Annotated in this window: 23 protein-coding genes; 12 read left to right on the forward strand and 11 right to left on the reverse strand. The window is 39.4% G+C overall.

The features are described 5' to 3' along the window. Nucleotides 1-129 precede the first annotated feature (129 nt). On the forward strand, nt 130-321 hold the full coding sequence (locus FDK13_RS14910) for a cold-shock protein (RefSeq protein WP_137340798.1): 192 nt from the start codon (nt 130-132) through the stop codon (nt 319-321). A 77-nt stretch (nt 322-398) separates the two neighbouring features. On the opposite strand, the gene FDK13_RS14915 is transcribed toward FDK13_RS14910, so the two are convergent. Continuing rightward, nucleotides 399-1,883, reverse strand: coding sequence for a glycine--tRNA ligase (locus FDK13_RS14915; protein WP_137340799.1), 1,485 nt, complete (start codon nt 1,881-1,883; stop codon nt 399-401). A gap of 152 nt (nt 1,884-2,035) precedes the next feature. On the opposite strand from FDK13_RS14915, the gene FDK13_RS14920 reads away from it, so the two are divergent. Genes FDK13_RS14920 through FDK13_RS14930 form a run of 3 tightly spaced genes read left to right on the forward strand, consistent with a single transcriptional unit; the run spans nt 2,036 to nt 3,653 of the window. Then, nucleotides 2,036-2,242, forward strand: a complete 207-nt coding sequence (locus FDK13_RS14920; protein WP_137340800.1) for a type II toxin-antitoxin system VapB family antitoxin — start codon at nt 2,036-2,038, stop codon at nt 2,240-2,242. Continuing rightward, entirely contained in the window at nt 2,226-2,627 is a 402-nt protein-coding gene (gene vapC / locus FDK13_RS14925; protein WP_137340801.1) for a type II toxin-antitoxin system VapC family toxin, read from the forward strand. The genes FDK13_RS14920 and vapC overlap by 17 nt, the downstream gene beginning before the upstream one ends. Before the next feature lie 51 nt (nt 2,628-2,678). Continuing rightward, nucleotides 2,679-3,653 carry a ComEA family DNA-binding protein gene (locus FDK13_RS14930; protein WP_137340802.1) on the forward strand — a complete coding sequence of 325 codons (975 nt, stop codon included), beginning with the start codon at nt 2,679-2,681 and terminating at the stop codon, nt 3,651-3,653. 32 nt (nt 3,654-3,685) lie between these two features. On the opposite strand, the gene FDK13_RS14935 is transcribed toward FDK13_RS14930, so the two are convergent. The 3 genes from FDK13_RS14935 to FDK13_RS14945 all read right to left on the reverse strand — a co-directional run bounded on the left by FDK13_RS14935 (nt 3,686) and on the right by FDK13_RS14945 (nt 5,746). After that, nucleotides 3,686-4,297: a hypothetical protein gene (locus tag FDK13_RS14935; RefSeq protein ID WP_137340803.1), complete on the reverse strand. Its 612-nt coding sequence runs from the start codon at nt 4,295-4,297 to the stop codon at nt 3,686-3,688. Nucleotides 4,298-4,412: 115 nt separating this feature from the next. Beyond that, a complete protein-coding gene (locus tag FDK13_RS14940) occupies nt 4,413-4,976 on the reverse strand; it encodes a Crp/Fnr family transcriptional regulator (protein ID WP_137340804.1) in 564 nt (187 codons plus the stop codon). Then, nucleotides 4,976-5,746, reverse strand: a complete 771-nt coding sequence (locus FDK13_RS14945; RefSeq protein WP_137340805.1) for an LOG family protein — start codon at nt 5,744-5,746, stop codon at nt 4,976-4,978. The genes FDK13_RS14940 and FDK13_RS14945 overlap by 1 nt, the downstream gene beginning before the upstream one ends. 127 nt (nt 5,747-5,873) lie before the next feature. Between FDK13_RS14945 and rpiB the strand changes: the two genes are divergently transcribed. Beyond that, a complete protein-coding gene (gene rpiB / locus FDK13_RS14950) occupies nt 5,874-6,305 on the forward strand; it encodes a ribose 5-phosphate isomerase B (protein ID WP_137340806.1) in 432 nt (143 codons plus the stop codon). Nucleotides 6,306-6,431: 126 nt separating this feature from the next. On the opposite strand, the gene FDK13_RS14955 is transcribed toward rpiB, so the two are convergent. Continuing rightward, nucleotides 6,432-7,805: a hypothetical protein gene (locus tag FDK13_RS14955; protein ID WP_310588067.1), complete on the reverse strand. Its 1,374-nt coding sequence runs from the start codon at nt 7,803-7,805 to the stop codon at nt 6,432-6,434. Nucleotides 7,806-8,022: 217 nt separating this feature from the next. Between FDK13_RS14955 and rbfA the strand changes: the two genes are divergently transcribed. From rbfA to FDK13_RS14970, 3 genes are read left to right on the forward strand one after another with little or no spacing between them, the layout of a single operon-like run. Next, entirely contained in the window at nt 8,023-8,406 is a 384-nt protein-coding gene (gene rbfA, locus FDK13_RS14960) for a 30S ribosome-binding factor RbfA (protein WP_137340808.1), read from the forward strand. An 18-nt stretch (nt 8,407-8,424) separates the two neighbouring features. Then, nucleotides 8,425-9,654, forward strand: a complete 1,230-nt coding sequence (locus tag FDK13_RS14965) for an ABC transporter permease (RefSeq protein ID WP_137340809.1) — start codon at nt 8,425-8,427, stop codon at nt 9,652-9,654. A gap of 60 nt (nt 9,655-9,714) precedes the next feature. Next, on the forward strand, nt 9,715-12,336 hold the full coding sequence (locus tag FDK13_RS14970; RefSeq protein ID WP_229216045.1) for a M1 family aminopeptidase: 2,622 nt from the start codon (nt 9,715-9,717) through the stop codon (nt 12,334-12,336). 71 nt (nt 12,337-12,407) lie between these two features. Here FDK13_RS14970 and FDK13_RS14975 read toward each other — a convergent pair whose 3' ends face one another. From FDK13_RS14975 to rplU, 6 genes are all read right to left on the reverse strand, one after another. Further along, complete coding sequence (locus FDK13_RS14975) at nt 12,408-13,475, reverse strand: substrate-binding domain-containing protein (protein WP_137340810.1); 1,068 nt, start codon at nt 13,473-13,475, stop codon at nt 12,408-12,410. A gap of 483 nt (nt 13,476-13,958) precedes the next feature. Then, nucleotides 13,959-15,014, reverse strand: a complete 1,056-nt coding sequence (locus tag FDK13_RS14980) for a 2Fe-2S iron-sulfur cluster-binding protein (protein WP_229216046.1) — start codon at nt 15,012-15,014, stop codon at nt 13,959-13,961. Next, a complete protein-coding gene (locus tag FDK13_RS14985; RefSeq protein ID WP_137340811.1) occupies nt 15,002-16,075 on the reverse strand; it encodes a hypothetical protein in 1,074 nt (357 codons plus the stop codon). Before FDK13_RS14985 ends, FDK13_RS14980 begins: the two co-directional genes overlap by 13 nt. Nucleotides 16,076-16,215: 140 nt before the next feature. After that, nucleotides 16,216-16,812: a NifU family protein gene (locus FDK13_RS14990; RefSeq protein WP_137340812.1), complete on the reverse strand. Its 597-nt coding sequence runs from the start codon at nt 16,810-16,812 to the stop codon at nt 16,216-16,218. 166 nt (nt 16,813-16,978) lie between these two features. After that, nucleotides 16,979-17,272 (reverse strand): 50S ribosomal protein L27, encoded by a 294-nt coding sequence (gene rpmA / locus FDK13_RS14995; RefSeq protein ID WP_137340813.1) that lies wholly within the window; start codon nt 17,270-17,272, stop codon nt 16,979-16,981. An 80-nt stretch (nt 17,273-17,352) separates the two neighbouring features. Next, nucleotides 17,353-17,664 carry a 50S ribosomal protein L21 gene (gene rplU, locus FDK13_RS15000; RefSeq protein WP_090335300.1) on the reverse strand — a complete coding sequence of 104 codons (312 nt, stop codon included), beginning with the start codon at nt 17,662-17,664 and terminating at the stop codon, nt 17,353-17,355. A gap of 335 nt (nt 17,665-17,999) precedes the next feature. On the opposite strand from rplU, the gene FDK13_RS15005 reads away from it, so the two are divergent. The 4 genes from FDK13_RS15005 to FDK13_RS15020 all read left to right on the forward strand — a co-directional run bounded on the left by FDK13_RS15005 (nt 18,000) and on the right by FDK13_RS15020 (nt 20,712). After that, nucleotides 18,000-18,608 carry a thioredoxin family protein gene (locus FDK13_RS15005; RefSeq protein WP_229216048.1) on the forward strand — a complete coding sequence of 203 codons (609 nt, stop codon included), beginning with the start codon at nt 18,000-18,002 and terminating at the stop codon, nt 18,606-18,608. Nucleotides 18,609-18,657: 49 nt separating this feature from the next. Beyond that, nucleotides 18,658-19,560, forward strand: coding sequence for an SMP-30/gluconolactonase/LRE family protein (locus FDK13_RS15010; RefSeq protein WP_137340815.1), 903 nt, complete (start codon nt 18,658-18,660; stop codon nt 19,558-19,560). Between the two features lie 104 nt (nt 19,561-19,664). Beyond that, the gene (locus FDK13_RS15015; protein ID WP_137340816.1) at nt 19,665-20,351 is read left to right on the forward strand and encodes a DUF1361 domain-containing protein; all 687 of its coding nucleotides are present in this window, start codon (nt 19,665-19,667) and stop codon (nt 20,349-20,351) included. Next, nucleotides 20,326-20,712, forward strand: a complete 387-nt coding sequence (locus tag FDK13_RS15020; protein WP_137340817.1) for a diacylglycerol kinase family protein — start codon at nt 20,326-20,328, stop codon at nt 20,710-20,712. The genes FDK13_RS15015 and FDK13_RS15020 overlap by 26 nt, the downstream gene beginning before the upstream one ends. Nucleotides 20,713-20,765 lie beyond the last annotated feature (53 nt).

A 20,765-nucleotide genomic window follows, 5' to 3' on the forward strand; every position in this document is an offset into this window, starting at 1 on the left:
AAAAAACATATGAAATATCTTTTTTCACTATGGCTTAGCTAAGAAAATACTTCATTATTTTACTATTTAGACTTGTAAATAAGTTCCCAATCTTATTATATTTGTTTAACATTTCACTATTATAATTTTATGAATCAAGGAACAATTAAATTCTTTAACGACGCAAAAGGATACGGCTTTGTTAAAGACGCAGAAACAGGACAAGATTATTTCGTACATATCTCCGGTCTTGTTGACGAAGTTCGCGAAAACGACGAAGTTACTTATGATCTTCAGGAAGGTCGTAAAGGACTAAATGCCGTTAATGTTAAGCTTGCATAATCAGGACTTAATAGAAAACAAAAAAGGGTTTCCGATATCGGAACCCTTTTTTGTTACTTATGATTTTTTGAAATCTATCAGATCAATTCAAGGATTCTTTCTACTGAAACCTGATATCCGATTTTCTCTCTCAATTCGCTAATCGCAACACGTTCCTGTTCCATGGTATCTCGGTGACGGATGGTAACGGTATCATCTTCCATGGTCTGATAATCAACCACAACACAGAATGGCGTTCCGATCAAATCCTGACGCGTATAACGTTTCCCAATTGCCGCACCGTCATCATAGGTTGTACGGAAAGCAGATTTTAGTGAATTCGTGATCGCCTGCGCTTTTTCAGCCAAACCGTCTTTTTTAACCAAAGGCAAAACAGCCACTTTGAAAGGAGCCAGCGCCGGGTGTAATTTCAGATAAGTGCGTTCTTTTTCAGAATCTCCCTCGCCTACCGTTTCTTTCGTGTAAGCATTACAGAAAGTAGCAAGAAAAAGACGATCCGCACCAACCGAAGTTTCTACAACGTAAGGAATGTAGTTTCCGTAAGGTTTTCCGTTTTCGTCAAGATCTGCGTCAAAATACTGAAGTTTTTTACGGGATAATTCCTGGTGATTGCGAAGGTCAAAATCCGTACGCGAGTGAATTCCTTCCATTTCACGAAAACCAAACGGGAATTTATATTCGATATCAACGGCTGCATTCGCATAATGCGCAAGCTTTTCGTGATCATGGAATTTTAAACTCTCAGCTGGCAAACCAAGGGCAATATGGAATTTCATCCGCGCCTCTTTCCAGTTGTTATACCATGCCATTTCAGTGCCAGGGCGAATAAAAAACTGCATTTCCATTTGTTCAAATTCACGCATACGGAACGTAAACTGACGCGCAACGATTTCATTACGGAACGCTTTGCCGATTTGAGCAATACCAAAAGGCACTTTCATACGACCGCTTTTCTGCACATTCAGGAAGTTAACAAAAATCCCCTGAGCCGTTTCCGGACGCAAATAAATCAAACTGGAATCTTCTGCAACTGAACCAACCTGCGTGCTGAACATCAGGTTAAACTGACGAACTTCCGTCCAGTTAGCCGTATTTGAAACGGCACATTTTATATTTTCAGCAATAATCAATTCACGAACACCTTCAAGATCCTCAGCGCTTAGCAAACGTCCCATTTCAGCAAGCAAAGCCTGTGCTGTTTCCGGTCGTCCATCGGCTTCGTATTGTTCCGCTTTCCCTTCCAGAAGCTGATCTGCACGATAGCGCTTTTTGGAATCCTTATTGTCAATCATAGGATCGCTGAACCCGTCAATATGGCCGGAAGCTTTCCAGGTAAGCGGGTGCATGAAAATGGACGCATCAATACCAACGATATTGTCGTTCAGCTGTGTCATGGCCTTCCACCACACGGCTTTCAGGTTATTTTTCAATTCCACACCATTCTGACCGTAGTCATAAACGGCTTGCAATCCATCATATATTTCCGAAGAAGGGAACACAAATCCGTATTCTTTGGCATGCCCTACAATATCTTGTAAAGAGGTAGCAGGTGATTCGCTCATTATTGATTCAGACAATTGATTAATAAACAAAGGTTTTGAGATCGTAAATTTCAAGGTTTTTACAATCAGTTGGCAAAATTAGGGAATTTGATGGCAAAGAATAACCATGTGTATAAAATTTGTATATTTGTGTGTATTAAAACTGAGAGATTATGAGAACGAACGTAGAAATTGATGATTCCTTAATGGAAGAAGCAATGCAACTTACTCAAATCAAAACAAAAAAACAGATCATTGAGTCCGCCTTAAAAGAATTCATTGCAGCAACCCATCGTAAACAGCTAATGTCGTTACGGGGGAAAGTTGAATGGGAAGGGAATTTAGACGACATGAGAACTCAGGATGTACAGGATATTTGATACGTCCGTTTGGATCGGCTATTTCAATGGAGTAAAAGATCAAAGAACCGACTTTCTTGATTATTGTCTTGAAAAGGATCAGGTTTGCATGATTGGGATTATCGTTCTGGAAGTACTTCAAGGAGTTAAAATTGACTCTGAATATGATTCCATTAAAAGCCATTTCAAAAGTTTACCTTCATTACCAGCACCAACATTCGAATTGTATGATGGTGCGGCTCAATTGTATAGAGCTCTTCGTAAGAAAGGGATTACAATTCGTAAAGCTAACGACTGCCTGATTGCTCACTATTGTGTTCATTTTGACATCGAACTTTGCCACAACGATATCGACTTTGATCATATCGCTGAAAATACTTCTCTAAGAATCTGGAAACCATTTTGACTTTCCTGCGTCAAAAGCCGGACTAACTTTCTTGTCCTAAACTTTTGGCTTATGCTCCGACGAATACTAGATCAACTTGAAGATTTTTTCGGTATTTCCAGGAAGCAGGCCCGAGCTGCTTTTGTTTTAATGACATTGTCCTTCTTTTTAATATGGACTCCGTTTGTTTTCAAACGCTGGATATTACCACTTCTTCCAACTTCGTCCGAACCTATTAATACTCAAAAACTGGATAGCATAGCAGCTCAACTGGAAAAAGATGCCGCTTTGCAGGAAGAAGAAAACGAGAGTAATTATTCAAAAAAGGAATATTCAAAAACACCTTCCAAACCTGTCCGCTTTTTTCCTTTCGATCCTAATACCGCTTCTGTTGATCAGTTAGAGGAACTTGGCATTCCGGCCTTCATCGCAAAACGTATCGACAAATACAGATCAAAAGGTGGGAAATTTAGAAAAAAGGAAGATCTGCTGAATATTTACGATTTCCCTTCTGATGTTTATCAAAAACTTGAATCCTATATTAAACTTCCGGAAACAGGTTCAGCTTATCCCAAAACAAAATATCCCGAGAAAGCATATGCAAACAATTCCTTCCCCAAAGAAGTTAAAGCATACAACAAACCTGTCATCGTTCCATTTGATATAAACACAACCGACACGACACAGCTTATTAAACTAAAAGGAATCGGCAGCAAATTGTCTTTACGTATTTTAAAATTCAGAGATGCGTTAGGCGGATTTCACTCAACAAGCCAGTTTTCAGAAATATTTGGGCTTGACTCTTTGGCGTTAACCGAAATGAACAAATACGCTAAAATTCAAAGTCCGGTTAAAAAGATCAATATAAATACTGCAACTGTTGAGGAATTAGGTCAGCATTCTTATTTGCGAAATAAAAAGATTAATTCGGTAATTGTTAATTATCGAACGCAGCATGGAGCATTTCAATCGGTTGAAGATTTGAAAAAGGTTAGGGTATTGGATGAGAAGGTTATTGAGAAGATTGGGCCTTATTTGGTGTTTTGAAAAATATATTGAATGGTAAAATCAGCATTTGTTCAATGAAAGTTATTTGTCAACCGATTTAAATTATCGATCAGGAACATAATGTAAAACAACAATTGAAAACCCATAACACAGTTAAATACGATGCGGACCAGATTTTTAAAATTCATAGCTTCTCCCCAGATCATTCGTATCATACCGACAATAAAAGAGATAAAATAAATCAGTATCCAGAAAATATCTATTAATGAAACTCCTACTGGCGGAAATAAATAATAATTGACGAGGATTGTCAGATAACAAGCTACGCAAGTACCGACTAACAGAGATCCAGCATGCCATAAATTATAATCTACAAGTTTGGTTGTTTCTTTACCTTCTCGGGCCTGGGAAAATGACATGATCATCCAGATCCCAAAATCATAAACCGAATATGACGTCAACAAAACATAGCCGAGGTCGTACCAACCGCGAAAAGATCCTTGCAAATTGTTGACACGAATTATTGGAATAACATCGAAAGCGATATAGACAAAAAGTAAAACCGTTACAATTAATCCCACGTAGTGAAATATCTTCCTCTTAGTTTCCAGGAGAACTTTCCAGGAATCGATTAAATCATGAGTAACAAAAATGGTATAAGCGCAAACGAACAGAATTTCCATGGCAATTGATTTGGAATATTTTTTAATTCCAAATCTCCGCTAATCAGAAATCGTTTCCTTTGATAATTATCAAAATCGTTATTCCAGTTACCCCAAAAATGCTAACAGCCAACAGCTATTTCCTAGCCCGAATCCGACTCAAATGCTCCTGAGAAATCCCCAGATAAGAAGCGATTTGCCCAAGTTTAACCTTTTGAAGTATATCCGGAATTTGAAGTAATAAGCGCTCGTACCTTTCTTCGGCAGTACAAAAAGCGAAGAGTTTCATGCGCTCGTCAAGTAGAAGATAATTATTGGTGATTAGTAAACGTCCCAGTCTTTCCACACCAGAATACTTTTCAAAAACCGGTTCGATTTTATTGTATTGGAGACTCCAGATAACAGAATCTTCAAGAATCTCAATGTTATATAAGGAAGGCTGACCTGTAAACAAACTGTCAATCGCACTTACAATCTGATTTTCTGAAGCAAACCAGGCGGTTACCTCCTTTCCATCCTTGTAATAAAAAACACGGGCGATTCCACTTTCCAGAAAATGGAATTCCTTACATACATCGCCGTTTCGAAGCAGCAATGTATGTTTGGGAATTGTTTTATGAATCGTAATTTGATTTATTGCAATAGCAGATTCATGCGGCAATGGAGCAAGCTGATTCAAATAATCGATGAAATAATTCATCAGAAATTCGGTTTCAGCAAGTATTTCGAATAAAATTCGTCGATGACATGCACAACTTCATCCGGTGTATCAACGAGGCTGATTAATTTCAAATCGACTTCGTTAATGTTCCCAGCGGCCAGCATCGTATCTTTAATCCAATCCAGAAGGCCTGACCAATAACGGCTTCCAACCAATACAATCGGGAAACGTGCAATTTTCTTTGTTTGGATTAATGTCATCGCTTCAAATAATTCATCCAGCGTTCCAAATCCACCAGGCATTACGATAAAGCCTTGTGAATACTTGACAAACATTACTTTACGCACAAAAAAGAAATCGAAATTGATGTTTTTGTCGTGGTCAATGTACGGATTGCTATGCTGCTCAAAAGGCAATTTGATATTCAAACCCACCGATTTTCCGCCTTGCTCAAACGCACCTTTATTACCTGCTTCCATGATACCGGGCCCTCCACCCGTAATGACACCATAACCATGACGCACCAGTTTGGCTGCAATATCTTCCGTGATCTTGTAATAAGGATTATCAGGTTTTGTCCGGGCAGATCCAAAAATAGTAACACAGGGCCCGATCTTAGCCATTTTGTCAAAACCTTCAACAAATTCGGCCATTACCTTAAATATAACCCAGGAATCTGCACTTTTTATTTCACTCCAGTTACGGTCTTCAAATGCTTCTTTGATACGTTTTTCGTCATCCGGAACGGCGGGGTTAAGAAGAGATAAGTCAATTAATCTTGAATTTCCATCTTTTAATTCATCACTCATATTTTCAAAAATATTTTAGTTCATTAATTTGCTGTTACCTTTGTTTTCTTTTTCAAGAGAGGCGAGAAATTTTAACAATATCCAATAAAGAATTGTTATTAACCTGGACACAATTAACAAAAAAGTAATGAAAAAAATTGCTATCGGTTCCGACCATGCTGGTTTTCCCTACAAGGAACCCATTACCACCTGGCTTACCAATAACGGTTATGAAGTAAAAGATTTTGGCACATACAGCGCCGATTCGGCAGATTATGCAGATTTCGCGCATCCTGTTGCCAGCGGCGTTGAAAAAAATGAATTTGAAAAAGGAATTCTACTGTGTGGAAGCGGGCAGGGCGTATGCATTACAGCGAACAAACATCAGGGCATCCGCGCGGCTTTGGTGTGGGATCTGGAACTTGCAGCTTTGGCACGTCAGCATAACGATGCCAATGTAATTTGCATTCCTGTCCGGTTTATAACTCTTGAAAGCGCTATCGCAAGTGTTGAGGCGTTCTTAAATACAGATTTTGAAGGAGGAAGACATCAGTTGCGCGTTAATAAAATCGCTTGCTAACTTCCTTAGTTGAAAGTTGAAAGTGGGCTACCAAGTTTTTGACTTTGGTAGCCCGGTTCAGGTTCTTAACTCTATATAATTTTATTAATTCATGATTTTGCGAAATCAGTCGTCACTTTCAACTAATTAAATCTTCTGATAAATCCCTTTCCACTGACTAAGCTTATACTGCTTTTGAAGCGCCGGAACACGGGCCAGGAGTTTCGGCATTAAATTCACTTTATCAATAACATAATCCGGCGGATCTTTTCGAAAATTGTCATACACGTGAATAACACTGTCAAAATGATCCAGATTTCTTAGATCGTAGCTTGACAAATCCCAGTTTAAATACGGAGTAGCGCTAAAATTTTCAGTATACTCGCCTGCATGTTGGCCTAACACCAGAATTCTTTTATTCCTGATATCCGGAGGTAAGGAAGCTGTCTTTGACCGGAGATTTTCCAGTTTCCCCATTGAAATACCGGGTAAAATCCCTCTTGTTCCCTGGTATTGTATAAATACGATAACGGCAGTCATCAATACAAACTGAAATTCATCCCCGATACTTTTTCTTTTAAAACTCTGAAAATAATGGGTTGCAAAGAAAGAAGCCGGCGGAATGAAAATCACAAACTGCATTGGAGCCAGATATTGCATTAGTGGAATTGTAAAAACTGCCACGATAAACCAGAGCGCCATTACCTGCTGGATTCTGGTTTGATAATTTACAAATCTTAATGTTGTAAAAATTCGTGTAAAACCCATTATCCCGAAACCAAGCGGCAAAATCAATGAGGCTAGCAAAGACGAAAAATCGTTAAGATTATATTGTTTTACCTGAAAAACAGAAGTCAGCAAATTGCGGTTTAAACTTTCAATCCCGTCGTTCATATAGAAAAATAACAATACCATTAGCAGCGGAAAAATTGATCCAAAAAGTCCTAATAAATGGTGACGGATTGTTGCGCCTGTATAAAACAGCAATGCCAGAAACGCCCAAACCATAAATAAGGATGCGGGCAAATAAAATAACGTAGCGATACCAATGTAAAGCCCCATTTCAAAAACCTGATTGGTAGCTTCCCGCTTTACCAATATTTTTACAATCAAACCAAATGCAAAAAGCAAAAAAGTATTGGCCATCAACATAGGCGAAAGCGTACCTAGGTCAAAGGATATATTCAGGAAAATCGCATACAAAGCACCGGGAATGTAGGTGCGCTCAGGAAAAACTTCGCGGGAATAAATTACATAATTAAAATAAAGTATCTGGATAATTCCCAGTCCGGCCGCCGCCAGCTGATACGCCCACTGCGCCCTTCCGAATAAGGAATCTATGAGCCAATATGTCAATCCGGAGAATGGACTGACATTATCCCAGACATCGCGGTAAAGCATAAAACCGTGGTTCATTTGCTCTCCGACGAGCATCCAGCTCAATTCCGGTATCAGTAAAGGTATTCCCCCAAAAAAGAACGGCAGCCTTAGCAGTAGAAAAAATACCACTAAACTAATCATCTGATAAGCCGCGTTAACCCGAAAAAAACTAAGCAAGAAACTGGATGGTTAGATAGGACGACATGAATACTTTCACGAAATTACAACGTAGGGGTCTACAAAAACAAAATAAGTATGGATATTTGTATTAAATATAGTTAGAAGAAGTTAAGGGTGACAGCGGAAAGGTTTTGCAATACAATTAAACCATAGTTCCAAAGTCGCCATTCAGAAAAAGATGGAATCGAAGAGACAACAAAAAGTAGGGAGACAAATCCAGAAGGATTTAGGTGAAATTTTTCAGCAGGATGCAAAACATTTGGTAAACGGCACTTTCGTGACGATCACAGCCGTACGCGTTTCTCCTGATTTGGGAATTGCACGTGCATATCTAAGTTTTTTACCAGAAAAGAATAAGTTATTTTTACTTGAAACGATAAAGGAAAATACCAAATTTATAAGACAAAAACTGGCTGAACGTGTTCGTCATCAGTTAAGAATTGTGCCTCATTTGCAATTTTATATTGATGATACTGCCGAATACGCGGCAAAAATGGATCTTTTGTTTGCAGATATTGTAATTCCTCCTGCTCAACCGGACGAAGAAGAAGAAACGAATTGATCTTTCGCGATACTGACAATGAATCTTTCGTACCGAATTGCCATTCGCTATTTTTTTTCCCGCAATAAACGCAGCTTCATTAGTGTGATCGCTCGCATCGCCATGGCTGGCGTTGCCGTTGGGACAATGGCAATGGTTGTTGTACTTTCTGTTTTTAACGGAATGGAAGATATTAACAGGAAAATGTTTAAAACTTTCGATGCTGATGTAACCATTACGCCTGCCGAAGGAAAACGTTTTCTGGTTTCTGATTCGCTTTTGAAGTCCATTAAATCAATTGAAGGTGTCGATATGGTCACACAGATCATTCAAGATAACGCGCTGGCACGTTATGGTAATCAGCAAACTATTGTAAGATTAAAAGGCGTAGACAGCACCTTTTCAATACGCGGACAACTGGATACCGCTTTGATTGAAGGTTCATTAAAACTTTACGGGCCAGGCGGAACACCTTACGCTGTGATATCTGATGGCGTTAGAAATGCATTGTCTATATCATTGCAAGATATCATAACCCCGTTGGAATTGTGGTATCCCAAAACAGGAACAAAAACGCTGAATGTTACTTCTACCGAAGCTTTCAACCAAACTGTGATACGTCCTGGCGGTGTATTTTTTATTGAAAACAGGTATGACGATTATGTTATTGCACCATTGTCTATCGTGGAATCTTTGCTCCAATACCAGGGTCAGCGCTCGTCACTTGAAATAAAAATTGCATCGAAGGGATATCTTGAAAAAGATGTTGCACAGGATATTGAAGAGAAAATCGGCAATAAATTTATAGTTCGCGACAGAGACGCCATGAACGCAGATCTGCTCCGAGCCATTCGTGTAGAAAAATTGTTTGTTGCCGTTACCCTATCCTTTATTATTTTAGTAGCCGCAATCAATATTTTCTTCTCTCTCAGCATGTTAGCTATCGAAAAGAAAAAGGATGTTTCCATGCTTTATGCACTGGGCGCTACGCCTTCGCTGATCAGAAACATATTTCTGGCCGAAGGAGCGATCGTTGCCTTGTCAGGAGCAATTGTAGGGATATTGAGTGGCATACTTATATGCTGGTTGCAGATGAGCTACGGACTTGTTTCGATGGGCATGTCCACAGCGCTTGTGGATGCATATCCTGTGAAATTAATCTGGCAGGATATACTTTTGACCGGTGGTATTATCGTTATCATAACCTTGGCCGTTTCGTATATCCCGGCACGCCGTGCTGCGTTATCCGGCCAGACCCTGATTGTTTGATAAGACTGATTTTAAAAGTTTCCTATTTAACACTTCAACAATTTGATCAAATTCAAAAATATGTCCAAACCAAAAGCAGATATGACCGATATTAAAAATAACGTTTTACTACGTAACGGTTTCTGCAACTTCTTTGGAATAGCTTTATTATTCATTGCCTTTGGTGCAAATGCGGGGAATCACATTGCCAAAAGAGATACCGTTTTAAGAAGAAATCCAGGCGTAATTACCCGTCAGGGACCATACCGTCCTTCCCGGACACTGAAACATGATCTTATTCACACCCGTCTGGATGTTGAATTTGACTGGCTTCGTCAGCATGTCCACGGTACTGCGATCATTTCGATGAAGCCGCACTTTTATCCTCAGAACACTATTGAGCTGGATGCAAAAGGATTTGAGATTAAAAGCATCACCCAACTCTCCGATCCGGGAAATTTTGGCTCTGCTACTTTGAAAGAGTTATCCGAAAAATCTTCTAAAAAGCTGGATTTCAGTTATGATAAGCGTAAGCTAATTATCAAACTTACGAAGGAATACACGGCAAGAGATACCATTGTTGTTAAGATCGATTATGTTGCCAAGCCTAATGAACTTCCGCGCGAAAGTCAGAATGAAAACCCGAACGAAAAAGGTTTGTACTTTATCAATCCGGACGGAATGGATGAAGGCAAACCGAAACAAATCTGGACACAGGGCGAAACGGAAGGCAGTTCATGCTGGTTTCCTACGGTTGATGCTCCTAATGTGAAATTCACGCAGGATATCTACGTTACGGTTGACAGTACTTATAAAACGCTTTCCAACGGATTACTTATTTCTCAGGAGCCGGATAACAGCGGCCTGCGTACCGATCACTGGAAACAATCACTTCCCGCCGCTCCTTACCTGACTATGATCGCAGTTGGTGATTTTGCAGTGGCAAAAGATATGATGCCAAACGGACTGGAACTTAGCTATTATGTTGAGCCGAAATACGGCGGAGACGCCCATGCAATTTTCGGACGTACGCCTGAAATGATGGCTTTCTTTTCCAATATCTTCGGAATTGAATATCCCTGGGAAAAATATGCGCAGATCGCCGTGAGAGATTTTGTGGCTGGTGCGATGGAAAACACTACGGCTACCGTCCATGAAGAAGGTGTGCAAACGGATGCACGTTCTATTCTGGATGGGAATTCGGACGCTGTCATTGCCCATGAACTGGCACATCACTGGTTTGGCGATTATGTCACAGCCGAAGAATGGGGTCAACTCCCTCTCAATGAATCATTTGCGAATTATTCAGAATATTTATGGAGTGAATATTACATTGGAAAAAACGAAGCAGACTGGCAGAATTTGCAGGAATTGAAAACATATCTGGCAGAAGCAGAAACAAAACAGGTTCCGATGATCCGTTATTTTTACAAGGATCGTGAAAATATGTTTGATAGCCATTCCTATGCAAAAGGAGGAAGGATTTTGCATATGCTCAGAAAATATGTTGGCGATGATGCTTTCTTCAAATCACTGCAAACGTATTTGAAAGCACACGCTTTGGGAACGGCAGAAATTTCTGATCTCCGCGAAGCTTTTGAAAAAGTGACCGGAGAAGATTTAAACTGGTTTTTTGATCAGTGGTTTTTCCGTCCGGGACATCCTTTGTTGAAAATAAAACAGGAATATTCGACTGCTACCAATAAGGTTTTATTAAAGATAACACAGACCCAGGATACCCTCGCTTCTACCGTTTACAGACTTCCGCTGAAAATAGATGTATGGTCAGGCGGGAAGAAAAACCGGTACAGTGTGCTGGTTGATAAAGCAAATCAAACATTGGAATTTCCATCGGCTAAAAAACCTGACCTGGTAATATTTGATGCAGAATCTCAATTGCTCGGTAGTGTTGAACAGGAAAAAGACCGCGCAGAACTTGTTTACCAATACAATCATTCCGACCAGTTTGTGCAGAAATATGAGGCGCTGGCACAATTGGAAGGAAAGTTGCAGGATTCGACAGCGAGAAATGTTTTGATCAAAGCGATGACAGATCCTTTCTGGAAATTGCGTCAAATGGCCATTTCAAATTTTGCAGAATATGATGGAGACAGTTTTGCAGCAATTGAAAAAATAATCCAAAGCCGCGCACGTACAGACAGACATCCGCAGGTTCGTGCAGAAGCGATCATAACGCTTGCTTCTTTTGGTGATAACAATAATGATCCGGTTTTCAGAGAAGCGCTGAGTGACAGCTCTTATCAGGTAGTTTCTGTGGCACTTGACAAATATCTTGTCAACCAACCCGCTGATGCAAAAGACGTTGCAGCACAATTTGAAGATTCTCCGGATGATGCCGTTGTGGCTTCGGTAGGAAATTATTACGCCGGCCTGGCCGAACCCGATCGCTACGAATGGTTCCTTGAAAAAATGAAACGTATGAAACCTACGGAAAAATATAACTTCCTTCAGGTTTTCGGAAAATACCTTATCAAGTCAAAACAGGATGTGCAGCGCAAAAGTATTCCTGTATTGGAAGGAATGGCTCGTAACAATCCATCCTATTTCGTTCGTTTTGGCGCTTATCAGGCTCTGGGATTATTAACCGACATACAAGGCGTTCCGGCAATCAGGAAAGATATCCGGGCCAAAGAAACTGAACCCAAGCTGAAAGAAATGTATACGCAGTTTGGAGAATTATAAGATTTCGCGTTTAAAACAGAAAGAGGATTTCAGCGATGCTAAAATCCTCTTTTTGTTTTATATCATCTTCCCTATTGTTCCGGATCCAGATAATATTCCAGATTTTCCAGTGTGATAATATCTAATGGAAGAAATTTGATCGGAGCAATTTCCTTTTTGAAGACAAGGTAATTGGCAAGTTGGAAAATCCCCCAATAACCCTGCCCCAGCGGATTTTGATTGATCACAAAATCAATATATCCTTCGTTAATGTAATGTATATTTTGTGGCACAAGATCGTATCCGATCAGTTTGATATCATTGATTTGATTTCTTTCAAGGTATTTCGCGATTTCAAACGCTTTTGAATTGGTGACATAAATTGCTTTTAAATCCTTATTCGCATTTCTTATTTTATCAATCTTTTCATCAAATGACTGGCCCTCCATAAAATTGATTTCCGTCTCAATTACCTTGTATTTGTCTGTCAGATTGTTCTTTACAAAATAATCTTTGAACCCTTTTTCCTTGGTTATAAGGTGGGCAGAGTTGGGTAAATCTTCATTGATGTGCAAAACCATCATCGTACATGCCGACGGAAGCCCAAAAGTCAGGATCTTGGCAGCCAAAAATCCACTTTGGTAGGAATCCTGTCCAATGTAACAAAGCGGGTTAACATCCGCAATCTGCGTATTAAACAGCACATACGGAATATTGGAATTTTCCCATTCCTTGAAAAAGGGAAGAACCTCTTTGTAAAATAAAGGCGCCACCAGCAATCCGTCCGGATTTTCATTTGTGGCCTCTCTCGCTTTTGAAATAAAGGAATCCACATCATGCGGGTCAAAGATAAACCGGCTGATTGAAATCCCGTATTGCCTCAATTCTTTTTCTGCTTTGGCCATTCCCGTTTCAGGTGCCTCCCAATAGGGATCCGTTTTGGGGTCCGGTACCAATGCTATAAAATGATATGTTCGTTGCGTTTTTAGCGACTGAGCCAGAAAATTAGGCTCATAATTCATTTCCTCAATAATTTTCAGAACACGTTCACGAACCTCATCCGACACCCTTCCGCGGTTGTGCAATACCCTATCCACTGTTCCTTTGGATGTTTCAGCTCTTTCCGCTATATCTTTTATTCTTACAATTTTCTTTTTCACAGGTTCTCAACAATAACGAATGTGGAATGTACTCAACATGGAGCGTATGAAAATAGTACAATTAACCACTCAGTTTCTGAAAAATTTAGTTAAAGGTGTCAAAAATAGAAAAACAATAAAATTTCAATATAATATTTAAAATTTCCTTTATTTTTAGATCTTGTGCACTAGATTTACAAATCTAACTGCAATTGCATTAAAGCAATGTGTGTTCGTGCACATATTGTAAAAAATACTGTGTGCTCGTACACTTTTATATAAAAATACTTGCATCCTAACGGATTCCAATTAATTTTGCATTGAAATAAAATGCAGCAAAAAAATTTGTCTATTTAAAACTATAACCATTGTTTTGTTTAAGTAATTTTCAATCGCATAATATTATTCCTAAACCCTTATAAAATTACCCACTAGTACTAGACTCTTTAACCCGGCGTGCAGATTCATTTCTGCACGCTTTTTATTATTTCAATTTTCCGGTTATTATTTTATTTCAACTAATACATCACTGGTTTGCGGATAGCCTGTACAGGTTAAAATCCAACCCTGTTTTAAATCATTATCTGTCAAAACATCGTTAACTGTCATATGTACGGAGCCGCTTTTGCAAACACCTGCACAGCTTGCACAAACTCCTCCTTTACAGCTATAAGGTAAATGTATGCCAGAATCCAACGCTGCCTGGAGAATTGTTTTATCGGCCGGAATGAGCAATTTAAACTCCTGATTTTTGAAAATCAACCTGATTTCATAAGCTTTACTTTCTTTTGGAGCAGCAGGCGGATTGCCAACAATAAAATTTTCCCTCCGGATCTGATCCTTTCCAAATCCCAGATAATGAAGTGTAATTTCGACAGAACGCATCAGCTCAAATGGGCCGCAAATAAAAAACCTGGCTCTTTCCGGCTGGTAAAACATAGCTGCCCGGATCATTTGTTCGAGCCTGGTATTGTTTATTCTGCCTCTGACTCCATTCCAGTGATCCGAAGGATTGCTATGAATATGAATTACATGCAGCCGTTCGGGATAGCGCGTTTTCCAGGCTTCAATTTTTTCCAGAAACAAAGTACTTTTTTCATTTCTGTTGGCATACAAAAGTGTAACCTGGCTTGTCGTATCGGTTGAAAGCGTATGTTTTAAAATTGAAAATAAGGGCGTAATACCACTTCCGGCACCGATCAAAATAATATCCCGCGGTAAGCCATCTGACTGCTCCAAAATAAAACGACCGGAAGGCATCAGAACTGTGAAAATATCGCCTTCATGTACAAAATCAATCCAGAAACGGGAAATTTCCCCATTCGATATTCTTTTTACGGTAATAGAAGGAAACTCATCCGTTTCCGGCGCAGAACTCATGGAATACGACCGCCTGATTTCATGCCCATGCATATTGATCAGAAAAGTAAGAAACTGTCCCGCTTCATACTTCAATTTCCCGCCGTCCAATTGTTCAAAAACAAAAGTTTTGATATCATAACTTTCAACAATAATCTGCCTTACACGCAGAAGAATTGTCGAGTCAACTATGTGTTCCATAAAGTTTCATATTCCGCCAGTAACGTCCGGTTATGCGCTTCGCAAAGCCAGTGCATATGGAAGATTTTGTTACTGGAAATCTTGTAAAGTATTTTGTTTTCATACGCTGTCATTAGTCCGGCTATGAAGAAATAGAAATCTTTAAAATCATTGGTCGTAAAATTTTCAACCATGATCCGTTCCGTTTTTATTCCAAAACGCAGCAAAGATGTTGAAAGAATTACTCTATCCATCAGGTTTTCGGTTTCTTTTAAAAGTTGAATTGTGTCTTCAATCAATTTTCCCTTAATCGGTTTTAATTCTACCGGATCAAATGCGGCGATTAGCCGACTCACATGATAAATGATCAGAGGCGTTCGCGGATATTGATGGGCACATCGAAACGGAACGTACAAGTAGCGATCGGTTGCTATAACCGACCTGATATATTCCAGACTGGCTTTGTCATGCTCATTTAGCACTAAATCATTTTTAAAAACAAAATAAAGAAGATTACTCAAAACACAGACATCAAATTCGATGTACATATTCTTTCCAAACCAGGTAGAATAAGCTTTCAGTTTCTGATATTCCGGGTAGGTGTTTTGAATCCATTGTTTAGATCCGTTAGCGTGCATCTTCAACTTTTCTTTTAACCACAAAATTTCTTCCTTTTCAGGATTTGAAGTTAAATAAACAAAGGCAGTGTCATCAACATCATCCGGAATGCGGAAATGCTCAAAATGACGAAAAAGATAACCGTTAGGGAAATGTTTTGAAGGTTTTGTCTTCCAGAAATTATACGTTTTCAACCCATCCTTATTCTGGAAATCAGGGTAATTCTGAACAACTTTTGATATAATGACATCAATTTTACGCTGCGTCTCCAAATCAGAGTTTTTACGAATAGATTGCAGGGTGAAAGCTATTATTGCTGAGAAAAATATTGTGGTATCCGGCCGGTTGTAGCCGATTATCGAATTATCACGATACGCAGGAAATATTCCTTCCGGAAAATATCGGTCACCATCCGACTGAAGATCACCTATTTTATCAATAAGAAGCTGCAAAGTATTTTCCATTGACCGGAAAGCTAGCAAATTGTTATTAAAAAAAGAAAACCTCGCCGCTCGGCAAGGTTTTCTTTTAGCCGTCGGCAATCAGCTTTCGGCTTTCAAATTTGAATTATCAACGATCTAAGCCGACCGCCGATTGCAAATACCTAAACCCCCTCTGCAACAACCTCTTTCACATCAGGAACCATACGGGTTAATAGATTCTCGATTCCCGCTTTCAAGGTCAAAGTAGATGACGGGCATCCGCTGCATGAACCTTGTAATAAAACTTTTACTGTTCCGGTATCTTCATTGAAGGAATGAAAGTTAATCGCTCCTCCATCCGATTCTACGGCTGGTCTTACGTATTGATCAAGTGCTGCTTTAATTTTCTGAACGGTATCAGAATCTCTTGCATCTACGATCAAAGTATTTTTTTCAATCGTTTCCTGAAAGAAAACAGGATGATTTTCTTCGAAATATATTTTGATAAACTGTTTTGTATCACGCAAAACTTCTTCCCAGGCGATATCTTCGCTTTTGGAAATCGTTATGAAATTGCTTGCAATAAAAACCCTTTGCACATGAGGGAATTGGAATAGATCGGCTGCCAATGGTGAAGCTTTACCTTCTTCCATTGCCGCTTCCAGTGACGGATAATCAAACGAAAGACCTTCCGGTACCAATTCGAAATTCAATACGAATTTCATGGAATTCGGATTAGGACTTAATTCAGTATATACAAAAACGGGACGTGATAACATGATAATAAATAATATTCAGTGATACAGGATGATTTGACTTTTCCAATCCTTGCTTACAACACCGGAAATTTATTTTTGGTTTAAATCAATCCAATTAAAACAAAAACCCGGCGGAAAGATCCGTCGGGTTTTAAAATATTTACGGCCTTAACCGAAAATCTTTTGACTATGCTTCTGCAACAACTTCAACAGGAGCAGCTGCAACCGCGATAGGTTCGATATGAACAAAAGATTTGTTCAAACGAGTTTTACGGAAAACAACATGTCCTTCAACCAAAGCAAACAAAGTATGGTCACGACCGATACCTACGTTATTACCCGGATTGTGTTTTGTTCCACGCTGACGAACAAGAATATTGCCCGCTTTCGCGTGCTCTCCGCCAAATAATTTAACACCCAGACGCTTGCTTTCTGATTCACGTCCGTTTCTAGAGCTACCTACACCTTTCTTATGTGCCATGATATCTTAACTTTTAATTTTTTCGATGATTGTGAATAAGCCTGATTAAATACCAGACCGCAGCGGAATACCGCTTTTAATTAAGCTACGATTTCGTCAATGCTGATCTTAGTCAAATATTGACGGTGACCATTCTTAACTTTGTAACCCTTACGTCTCTTCTTTTTGAAGACGATCACTTTTTCACCTTTCAGGTGTTCAAGCACCGTAACTTTTACAGAAGCACCTGCTACTGTAGGAACACCCACTTGTACTGTGCCTTCGTTATCAACGAGTAGGACTTTGTCAAACACAAGAGCAGCGTTCACGTCACCTTCAAGCCTATGCGTGAAGATTTCGCGACCCTTTTCAACTTTAAATTGCTGACCTGCGATTTCTACGATTGCGTACATGATAATAATTTATAGTAAACTGATATTCAAAAACGAGGTGCAAAGATAAGCAGATATCCACAGAATCACAACGCTTTATCCGGATTATCATTCGAAATATTAAAAAAATGTCTCAACATGTCACCATTTTGCTGCGTATTGTATTTCAAACGTGGATTAATAACTAAATTTCGTATGTTTAGCGATGATCTTTCCCGTGAAGGCTTTCACGAATGATATATAGGTAGGAAACGCCCTGGCCCACTTTGCTAACATTAACAATACTTAACATTTGTTTGGGTTACTTTTATGTTATCTAACGTCATGAGCATTGAATGATTACTAAATTTAAAAAGATGAAACGCTTTTTGTGGATTTCACTTATTACATTGATTAGCCTGACTCCCGCATTTTCGCAAACCGGTGGCTATCAGGTTGGTGATGCAGTGGCTGCTTTTAAATTAAAAAATATTGACGGAAGAATCGTTTCCCTTGCAGACTATAATAGTGCAAAAGGAATTATTGTAATATTTACGAGCAATCATTGTCCTTTTGCAAAGGCTTATGAGGACAGGATTATAGCCTTAAATAATAAATATTCATCCCGGAGCTTTCCCGTGATTGCGATCAATCCCAGTGATCCCGGTACGCATATGGACGATTCCTTTGAAAAAATGAAGGAACGGGCTTCGTCAAAAGGTTACACCTATCCTTATCTGCAAGATGACGCACAGACCACCGCCCGTTCTTTCGGCGTAGCTCGTACACCGCAGGCTTTTGTTTTAACAAGAACAAACGGCAAATTTACGGTAGCTTATATTGGTATGATTGATGACAATCCGCAGGATCCGGCAGGTGCAAATAAATTTTATGTTGACGAAGCCGTAACAAATCTATTGGAAGGGAAACCTGTCGTGACATTATCTACAAAACCGGTCGGATGCGCTATTAAGTGGAAAAACTGATCTTAAAAAACTCACCATTTCATTCCCTAAATCACAAGCGTTCTCAGTCATGAAAACTTTTATTTATTTTCTGTGCACATTTTGTTTATCAGCTAGTTTATCTTTTGCACAGACTTCAAGCAAGAAATTTTCCGCAGAAGGTGAATTTACTGCCAATTGTGAAGGTCCCGCCGTTGATTCGGAAGGAAATGTTTATGCAGTCAATTTTGCCAGGGACGGCACTATTGCGCAGATGAATAAAAGAGGAAAATCAGGATTTTTCATTACGCTGCCCAAGGGAAGTACCGGAAACGGAATCCGTTTTGGTGATAAAAATACTTTTTACGTGGCCGATTTTACCGGACACAATGTTTTAAAAGTTGATATCATTACAAAAACCATTACCATTCTTGCCAATGAGCCAAAAATGAACCAGCCCAATGATCTGGCTATAACAAAAAGTGGAAATATATTTTGTTCAGATCCTAACTGGAAAGACGGTACCGGACAAATCTGGCATGTTTCTCCCGAAGGGAAAACAAGATTGGTTGCCGAAAAAATGGGCACCACCAACGGAATTGACATCAGTCCGGATGAAAAAACGCTTTATGTAAATGAAAGTGTTCAACGCAATGTCTGGGCTTTTGATCTTGCTGCGGATGGAACATTGTCCAACAAGCGCCTGATCCATACTTTCGAGGATGGTGGAATGGATGGAATGCGTTGTGATATTGACGGAAACTTGTACATCGCCCGTCATGGAAAAGGTGAAGTTACAGTGCTTTCTCCCGATGGAAAAGTACTGCAGACGATCACAACAATCGGCAAAAAAGTTTCCAATATTTGTTTCGGAGGCAGTAATGGAAAAACCTGCTACATCACCTTGCAGGATCGTGGCTGCCTCGAAACCTTCAAGGCCAAAACTGCCGGAAGAGAGTGGCAGATGATGGAATCATATTCTGCCAAAAAATAATCAGTCAGACGAATTCAGGTTAACACAAAAAATTAGTCTAATAATTAGAGAATTAAGTTTTGTTGTCTTTACTTTGTAATTCAAAGTACTTTTATATCAATCTTATGACATTGGATAAAATTCTCCGCTATTTACAAAGCAACTCGAAATTTGCATTGCTTGCCCTGGTATCAGCTTCTTCCGTTGCTCTTCTATTTTTCAGGATAATCGTGACTCAGAACCTGGGATTTATTTTTATGACCTGGAATCTGTTTCTGGCCTGGGTTCCATTGTTTTATATCAAATGGGTTTGGGAAAGAGAGCTGACCCGCCGCACTCCTACTTTTTTGCTTTGGATTCATCTTGTAGTCTGGCTTTTATTTTTCCCGAATGCGCCTTATATTATCACCGATCTTTTGCACATAAGGGCAACACCTGAAAACATGGTATGGTATGATGCGGTCATGATTTTCACCTTTGCGGTAGCTGGTTTTTTGACAGGGCTTTATTCTATTAGGATTGTTCACCGTCTGCTTACCCGCCGCTGGAATGAATATGCCGCATGGCTGATCATTGTTATTTCAATGTTTTTAAGTGGATTTGGCGTATTTCTGGGTCGGTATGGTCGTTGGAATAGTTGGGATATTGTATCAAATCCGATTGCGCTTTCCCGAGGTATTATGAAAAGTATGATCGATCCGTTTGCTATAAAACATACCTTCACGTTTTCGTTCGTGCTGATGTTGTTGTACTTTGCGTTCCATATTTTCGCAGAACTCAATAGAAATGAATCAACCCATAAATATTCGTAAGGCAATCAAAAGCTTCCGGTACGCGGGTATCGGTATTTACAGTTTGTTCCGTTACGAAAACAATGCAAAAATCCATTTGCTGGCCGCTGTGGTGGCTTTCATTGCCGGAATTTACTTTAATATTTCAAACATAGAATGGTGTATTATTATCATTCAGATTGCCCTTGTCTGGGCAGCAGAAGCATTTAATACGGCTATTGAAAAAATTGCAGACATGATTTCACCAACCTATCATCCCACAATTAAGATCATAAAAGATGTAGCTGCGGCAGGCGTTTTGACCCTGGCCATTTCTGCCATTTTTGTAGCCGGTTTTATTTTTTTGCCCAAAATTTGGGATATATTTCAAACGATATACTAAACCTTCATTTCAGAATCTGACTTCGATCTATATGTCCCCAAATCAAGACTCGT

The organism is Dyadobacter frigoris (assembly GCF_005280585.1).
GTDB classification, from domain to species: domain Bacteria; phylum Bacteroidota; class Bacteroidia; order Cytophagales; family Spirosomataceae; genus Dyadobacter; species Dyadobacter frigoris.

Excerpts from the sequence above, each read along its gene's own strand:
- FDK13_RS14910 (WP_137340798.1), top strand. The coding sequence starts at position 130 with ATGAATCAAGGAACAATTAAATTCTTTAACGACGCAAAAGGATACGGC.
- FDK13_RS14915 (WP_137340799.1), bottom strand. The coding sequence starts at position 1,883 with ATGAGCGAATCACCTGCTACCTCTTTACAAGATATTGTAGGGCATGCC.
- FDK13_RS14920 (WP_137340800.1), top strand. The coding sequence starts at position 2,036 with ATGAGAACGAACGTAGAAATTGATGATTCCTTAATGGAAGAAGCAATG.
- vapC (WP_137340801.1), top strand. The coding sequence starts at position 2,226 with ATGTACAGGATATTTGATACGTCCGTTTGGATCGGCTATTTCAATGGA.
- FDK13_RS14930 (WP_137340802.1), top strand. The coding sequence starts at position 2,679 with ATGCTCCGACGAATACTAGATCAACTTGAAGATTTTTTCGGTATTTCC.
- FDK13_RS14935 (WP_137340803.1), bottom strand. The coding sequence starts at position 4,297 with ATGGAAATTCTGTTCGTTTGCGCTTATACCATTTTTGTTACTCATGAT.
- FDK13_RS14940 (WP_137340804.1), bottom strand. The coding sequence starts at position 4,976 with ATGAATTATTTCATCGATTATTTGAATCAGCTTGCTCCATTGCCGCAT.
- FDK13_RS14945 (WP_137340805.1), bottom strand. The coding sequence starts at position 5,746 with ATGAGTGATGAATTAAAAGATGGAAATTCAAGATTAATTGACTTATCT.
- rpiB (WP_137340806.1), top strand. The coding sequence starts at position 5,874 with ATGAAAAAAATTGCTATCGGTTCCGACCATGCTGGTTTTCCCTACAAG.
- FDK13_RS14955 (WP_310588067.1), bottom strand. The coding sequence starts at position 7,805 with ATGATTAGTTTAGTGGTATTTTTTCTACTGCTAAGGCTGCCGTTCTTT.
- rbfA (WP_137340808.1), top strand. The coding sequence starts at position 8,023 with ATGGAATCGAAGAGACAACAAAAAGTAGGGAGACAAATCCAGAAGGAT.
- FDK13_RS14965 (WP_137340809.1), top strand. The coding sequence starts at position 8,425 with ATGAATCTTTCGTACCGAATTGCCATTCGCTATTTTTTTTCCCGCAAT.
- FDK13_RS14970 (WP_229216045.1), top strand. The coding sequence starts at position 9,715 with ATGTCCAAACCAAAAGCAGATATGACCGATATTAAAAATAACGTTTTA.
- FDK13_RS14980 (WP_229216046.1), bottom strand. The coding sequence starts at position 15,014 with ATGGAACACATAGTTGACTCGACAATTCTTCTGCGTGTAAGGCAGATT.
- FDK13_RS14985 (WP_137340811.1), bottom strand. The coding sequence starts at position 16,075 with ATGGAAAATACTTTGCAGCTTCTTATTGATAAAATAGGTGATCTTCAG.
- FDK13_RS14990 (WP_137340812.1), bottom strand. The coding sequence starts at position 16,812 with ATGTTATCACGTCCCGTTTTTGTATATACTGAATTAAGTCCTAATCCG.
- rpmA (WP_137340813.1), bottom strand. The coding sequence starts at position 17,272 with ATGGCACATAAGAAAGGTGTAGGTAGCTCTAGAAACGGACGTGAATCA.
- rplU (WP_090335300.1), bottom strand. The coding sequence starts at position 17,664 with ATGTACGCAATCGTAGAAATCGCAGGTCAGCAATTTAAAGTTGAAAAG.
- FDK13_RS15005 (WP_229216048.1), top strand. The coding sequence starts at position 18,000 with ATGAAACGCTTTTTGTGGATTTCACTTATTACATTGATTAGCCTGACT.
- FDK13_RS15010 (WP_137340815.1), top strand. The coding sequence starts at position 18,658 with ATGAAAACTTTTATTTATTTTCTGTGCACATTTTGTTTATCAGCTAGT.
- FDK13_RS15015 (WP_137340816.1), top strand. The coding sequence starts at position 19,665 with ATGACATTGGATAAAATTCTCCGCTATTTACAAAGCAACTCGAAATTT.
- FDK13_RS15020 (WP_137340817.1), top strand. The coding sequence starts at position 20,326 with ATGAATCAACCCATAAATATTCGTAAGGCAATCAAAAGCTTCCGGTAC.